The sequence below is a fragment of the Cryobacterium zhongshanensis genome (genome assembly GCF_022760445.1).
Classification (GTDB): domain Bacteria; phylum Actinomycetota; class Actinomycetes; order Actinomycetales; family Microbacteriaceae; genus Cryobacterium; species Cryobacterium algoricola.
On sequence record NZ_JALGAR010000012.1, the window covers coordinates 1 to 4754 of the forward strand.

A 4754-nucleotide genomic window follows, 5' to 3' on the forward strand; every position below is an offset into this window, starting at 1 on the left:
TCCAGAACAGCCCCATGAAGATCCACGCGCCGCCACCCATGCCGCCTCCATACCAACCCATCATGTCCGTCTCCTTCACTCGTATGCGTGACTTCGGTGTGCAACCAGCGTCTCGCTTCAATATGAGGAAGCCGGCGAGGAACGACGAAGTTCGCGCAAAGTTCACGGGCACCTGACGAAGTCCGGCTCGCGCTGCCGTGGTCGTGGCGGGCAAGCACCATCAGCAGCGTTCGGATGCGACGAAGCCGCAGGTCACGGACGTCGGACGACGTCAGTCTGGTTGTGCTGCGGAGCGCGCATCGCGCAGTAAGGGTCCGCACGGAGCACCATCGCGGCGCGGCGCTGAATGAAGTTTCGATTGAGGTTCGGCCCAGGCGCCGCGAAGTGGCGGTTCAACGGGTCTGGCAGTCGGGGGTCGACGGAACAGCGGGCCGGGCTCGCACACCACTCTGCGGGACGCCACTCGGACCAGTCCGCGACGAGCTCGTCGCCGTGTCAGCTGGCGCCGACACCGCCTGAGCACGCTGCGCCGGGCTCGGGTGTCTGGGGACCGTTCGCGTACTTCGCTACGAACGACGCCAGCCGCGGGTCGGACGCGCTCGTCATGGTCAGCTGCAAGCCCCACGCGCTCGCGACCACCGGTGAGCTCAGCCCGGGGAACGGGCTCAGCAGGCCGTAAGGGTTCTTGCCAATCACGCCGGTAAGGATCGCCACCTGGTCCGCAGGAAGGTCGGGGCTGTAGGTCACCCAGACCGCACCATGCTCCAGAGAGTGCACCGCGTACTCGTTCTTCACAGGCGTCGTGTAGACCGCACAGTTCGTCAACGTCTCCGAGTGGTCACCGCCGACGGGCGGCGTCTCTGGGTACGTCACAGCCCCCTCCACGTGGTTGCGCGCCAGGTTCGGGTACTCCTTGACCCCGGCGATCGGGGCGCTAGCGGCTTCGGCGATCGTGGAGTTGCGTGCCTGCTGGCGAAGGAGCACAGCTGCCGTGATCCCGCCCAGGACCAGGACGAGGACGACAACGACGGCTGTGACCAGCAGCGTCCTGCGTCGTTCCTGGCGCTTCTGCTCGGTGCGCAGAGCCGCCACCACGGCTGCACGATCGGTCGCCTGCGAGGCGCGCTTGCTCATGTGGATCTCCTCAAGTCTCGGAACGGTCGCCTCGGGACTCATACCTGCGAGGCGGCCCGTGAGCGCCCGGCGTCCGCGACGACCGCCGCTCGCCGCGACCGCCGCTCGCCGCGACCGCTCGCAGACCGCAAGGATATTGCACGGGCGGCTTGGCTCTGGTGTTGCGTCAGCCACTCGCGGCTGGCACCCGCGTCCGGACGAGATTGCCAATCGAGCGGCGCGTGTGCTCTAATCCGCCACATGACCGCCGACTCCTGGACCACGACACCCGCGGCAAGCGCCACGGTGTGGGTCTGTTGTCTGGTGTCACGCTGCAGCTGTTGAGCTGAGCGACCGGCGACGCCTGCCAGGGGCCTCGACCGCGCTGGAACCGGCCGACGTCCCTTCCCGCTCACTGAGCGTCGACGAGGCTTTCGCTGCAAGCGCAACGACGCGGTCGAGCGCCAGCGGGCTTCGCATCGACGAGTCGTCTTCGAACCCACCGCCCGCGATGCCCTTCGCGCGCTCCTTCCGCTTGAAATGGACCCTCATGCACCTCAAGAAGACACTCACCGGCATTGCCCTGGTCGCATCCATCGTCCTTGCGGTGACCGGCTGCGCTGCAACGGGCGCGTCCTCCGACCGCACGTCGAACGCCTCCGCCGCGGCGGACGACTCGCTTGCCGCGGTCCAGAAGTCCGGCATCCTCACGGTCGGGACGGAGGGTACATACCGTCCGTTCACGTACCACGAGGACGGGTCAGGGGAGCTGACCGGGTACGACGTCGAGGTGGCTAAAGCGGTCGCGGCCGACCTTGGTGTCACTGCCAAGTTCCAGGAGACTCAGTGGGACGCGATCTTCGCTGGGCTCGAGGCGGGTCGTTTCGACGTCATCGCCAATCAGGTGTCCGTCACGCCCGAACGCGAAGCGGCATACACGTTCTCCGTCCCCTATGCGTACTCGACAGGTGTGGTCGTGGTCCCATCCAGCAACACGGACATCACCTCGTTCGCATCGCTTGCAGGCAAGACCACGGCTCAGTCGTTGACCAGCAACTGGTATGCCCTTGCCGAGAAGAGCGGGGCCACTGTGCAGGGGGTCGAGGGCTGGGCCCAGTCGGTCGCGCTCGTCGAGCAGGGCCGGGTGGACGCCACGGTGAACGACAAGCTGACCTTCCTGGACTACCAGAAGCAGAACGGGTCGAGCAGCCTGAAGATCGCCGCGGAGACGACGGAGCGATCCGAGAGTGCACTCGCATTCGCCAAGGGCAGCAGCTCCCTAGCGGATGCAGTAGACGCCTCTCTCGCGAAGCTCGCGAAGGCGGGGACGCTTGCGGAGATCTCCGACAAGTACTTCGGGCAAGACGTCTCCAAGTAGGTCGATTGCCGGACGAGTCGAAACGATGAACCAGCAGACCCGGGACCTGTTCCTGTCATCACTGTGGCCAATAGTGCACGGAGCGATCACCGGCACGATCCCGCTGGCTGTGGTGTCGTTCGCGATCGGACTCGTTCTAGCGCTCGTCCTGGCGCTGATGCGCCTGTCGAGCCGGGCGTGGCTGTCCGGCGGCGCGCGCGCGTACATCTCCGTCATTCGTGGAACTCCGCTGCTGGTGCAGCTGTTCGTCATCTTCTACGGGTTGCCGTCGATCGGCCTGATCATCGACCCGTGGCCGAGCGCGGTCATCGCCTTCTCGCTCAACGTCGGCGGCTACGGCGCAGAGGTCATCCGAGCCGGGATCCTGTCCGTGCCCAAGGGTCAGTGGGAGGCGGCGTACATGATCGGGATGTCTCATCGACGCACGCTGACACGGATTATCCTGCCGCAGGCGGCACGGGTGTCGGTGCCTCCGCTGTCGAACACCTTCATCAGCCTGGTCAAGGACACGTCGCTCGCCTCGTTGATCCTGGTCACGGAACTGTTCCGCCAGGCACAGAAGGTTGCGGCATTCAGCCAGCAGTTCATGGCGCTCTACCTGGAGGCTGCGCTGGTGTATTGGGTGATCTGTCTGGTTCTGTCGACCTCCCAGAGTGCACTCGAGAAGCGATTGGATCGCCATGTGGCCCGCTGAGTCGTCAACGCGGCATCCGGACGCGGCGCTGTTGACCGTGCGCGGGCTCCGCAAGAGCTTCGCCTCGAACCGGGTACTGGCATCGGTCGACATCACCGTCGAGCGGGGCAAGGTGCTCGCCCTGATCGGCCCATCCGGGTCGGGCAAGACGACCCTGCTGCGGTGCCTGAACGGATTGGCGATCGCCGACGGCGGGACGATCGATGTCGCGGGCGAGCTCAACCTCGACTTCGCTGCGGCCCCGTCGAGGCCGCAGCTCGCCGCACTTCGCGACCGATCTGCCATGGTCTTCCAGCACTACAACCTCTTCCCCCACATGACTGTTCTGCAGAACATCATCGAAGGTCCGGTCGTCGTCCAGCGGCGGTCCCGCGAAGAGGCGACAGCCGAAGCGCTCACGCTTCTCGATCGGGTTGGCCTGACCGAGAAGCGCGACAGTCATCCGTTCGAGCTGTCGGGCGGTCAACAACAACGGGTCGGGATCGTTCGGGCGTTGGCGCTCAGGCCACAGCTCCTGCTCTTCGACGAGCCGACGTCGGCTCTGGATCCCGAACTCGTCGGTGACGTGCTTCGCCTCATCCGCGAACTCGCGGACGAGGGGTGGACCATGGTGATCGCCACCCACGAGCTCGAGTTCGCACGTGAGGTGGCGCACGAGGTCGCCTTCATCGACGGAGGCGTGATCCTCGAGAGCGGCAGCCCCGCACAGGTCCTTCGCGATCCGCAGCACCCGCGCACCCGCCAGTTCCTGCAGCGGCTTCTGTTCCCGTTCGAACGCCCAGCGTCCGACACCGACGAATGACGCGGGACTCGCGGCCACCGCGATCGGAGCGATGACGCGCCTCACGCCGCACGTAGGAGATCGCGCCACTACCTCCTCTGCGCCCGCACGTCAGCGGCGGAGTATCGACTTCATCTCGGCGAGCTCGGCACCCTGGTCCCCTGTGATCGTCGCCGCGAAGTGCCGGGCCAGAATGCTCTCCCCGCTCCTTGCTTCCACGTCGGCCCGAGCGATCGAGCTGGTGTGATGCTCGATCATCAGGGACAGGAACTGGCGATCGAACGCGGGCCCTGAGGCGTCATCAAGATCGGCCACCTGCTGGTCCGTGACCAACCCTGGCATCGGGGCGTCGCGATCACTCTCTGGCATGGAGCCGATCTCCGGAACCTCGGCGCCCCAAGCTTGCAGCCAGGACGTCATGACGTCGATCTCCGCGGCGCGAGCTGTGAGGATGGATTCGGCTAACCCCTTGGTGTCCGGGTCGCTTGAGCGTTCCGCCGCAAGCCGGGCGATCGCCAGAGCGCCACTGTGAACGATGACCATCTGGGCGAACTCGACGTCGGCGTCATTGTGCGGCCCGAACGCGCTCGCTGATGCCACAGTCTCAGCGGGCCGTCCAGCGGCGGTGGTGTTGGGTTCCGATGCCGAGCAGGCAGTCAGGGTCGCCAGGAGCGTCGCGGCCCCAAGGGCTGCGATATAGCGCGAGCTGGAGGTGATCACCGTGCTCCATCCATCTGACGGTCAGAGACCGAGGTAGGCCCGTGGGTTGACCGTGCTCGCGTTGACAT

Annotated in this window: 5 protein-coding genes; 3 read left to right on the plus strand and 2 right to left on the minus strand. The window is 66.0% G+C overall.

The features are described from left to right. Positions 1 to 495: 495 nt before the first annotated feature. Positions 496 to 1134 (minus strand): thioredoxin-like domain-containing protein, encoded by a 639-nt coding sequence (locus MQH31_RS20445; RefSeq protein WP_243013592.1) that lies wholly within the window; start codon positions 1132 to 1134, stop codon positions 496 to 498. A 529-nt stretch (positions 1135 to 1663) separates the two neighbouring features. Between MQH31_RS20445 and MQH31_RS20450 the strand changes: the two genes are divergently transcribed. The 3 genes from MQH31_RS20450 to MQH31_RS20460 are packed head-to-tail and all read left to right on the plus strand — an operon-like array spanning position 1664 to position 3987. After that, positions 1664 to 2491 carry an amino acid ABC transporter substrate-binding protein gene (locus MQH31_RS20450; protein WP_243013593.1) on the plus strand — a complete coding sequence of 276 codons (828 nt, stop codon included), beginning with the start codon at positions 1664 to 1666 and terminating at the stop codon, positions 2489 to 2491. A 25-nt stretch (positions 2492 to 2516) separates the two neighbouring features. Next, positions 2517 to 3185: an amino acid ABC transporter permease gene (locus tag MQH31_RS20455; RefSeq protein ID WP_243013594.1), complete on the plus strand. Its 669-nt coding sequence runs from the start codon at positions 2517 to 2519 to the stop codon at positions 3183 to 3185. Further along, positions 3172 to 3987: an amino acid ABC transporter ATP-binding protein gene (locus MQH31_RS20460; RefSeq protein WP_243013595.1), complete on the plus strand. Its 816-nt coding sequence runs from the start codon at positions 3172 to 3174 to the stop codon at positions 3985 to 3987. Before MQH31_RS20455 ends, MQH31_RS20460 begins: the two co-directional genes overlap by 14 nt. A 90-nt stretch (positions 3988 to 4077) precedes the next feature. Here MQH31_RS20460 and MQH31_RS20465 read toward each other — a convergent pair whose 3' ends face one another. Continuing rightward, the gene (locus tag MQH31_RS20465) at positions 4078 to 4686 is read right to left on the minus strand and encodes a DUF305 domain-containing protein (protein ID WP_243013596.1); all 609 of its coding nucleotides are present in this window, start codon (positions 4684 to 4686) and stop codon (positions 4078 to 4080) included. Positions 4687 to 4754: the final 68 nt, after the last annotated feature.

Excerpts from the sequence above, each read along its gene's own strand:
- MQH31_RS20455 (WP_243013594.1), top strand. The coding sequence starts at position 2,517 with ATGAACCAGCAGACCCGGGACCTGTTCCTGTCATCACTGTGGCCAATA.
- MQH31_RS20450 (WP_243013593.1), top strand. The coding sequence starts at position 1,664 with ATGCACCTCAAGAAGACACTCACCGGCATTGCCCTGGTCGCATCCATC.
- MQH31_RS20460 (WP_243013595.1), top strand. The coding sequence starts at position 3,172 with ATGTGGCCCGCTGAGTCGTCAACGCGGCATCCGGACGCGGCGCTGTTG.
- MQH31_RS20445 (WP_243013592.1), bottom strand. The coding sequence starts at position 1,134 with ATGAGCAAGCGCGCCTCGCAGGCGACCGATCGTGCAGCCGTGGTGGCG.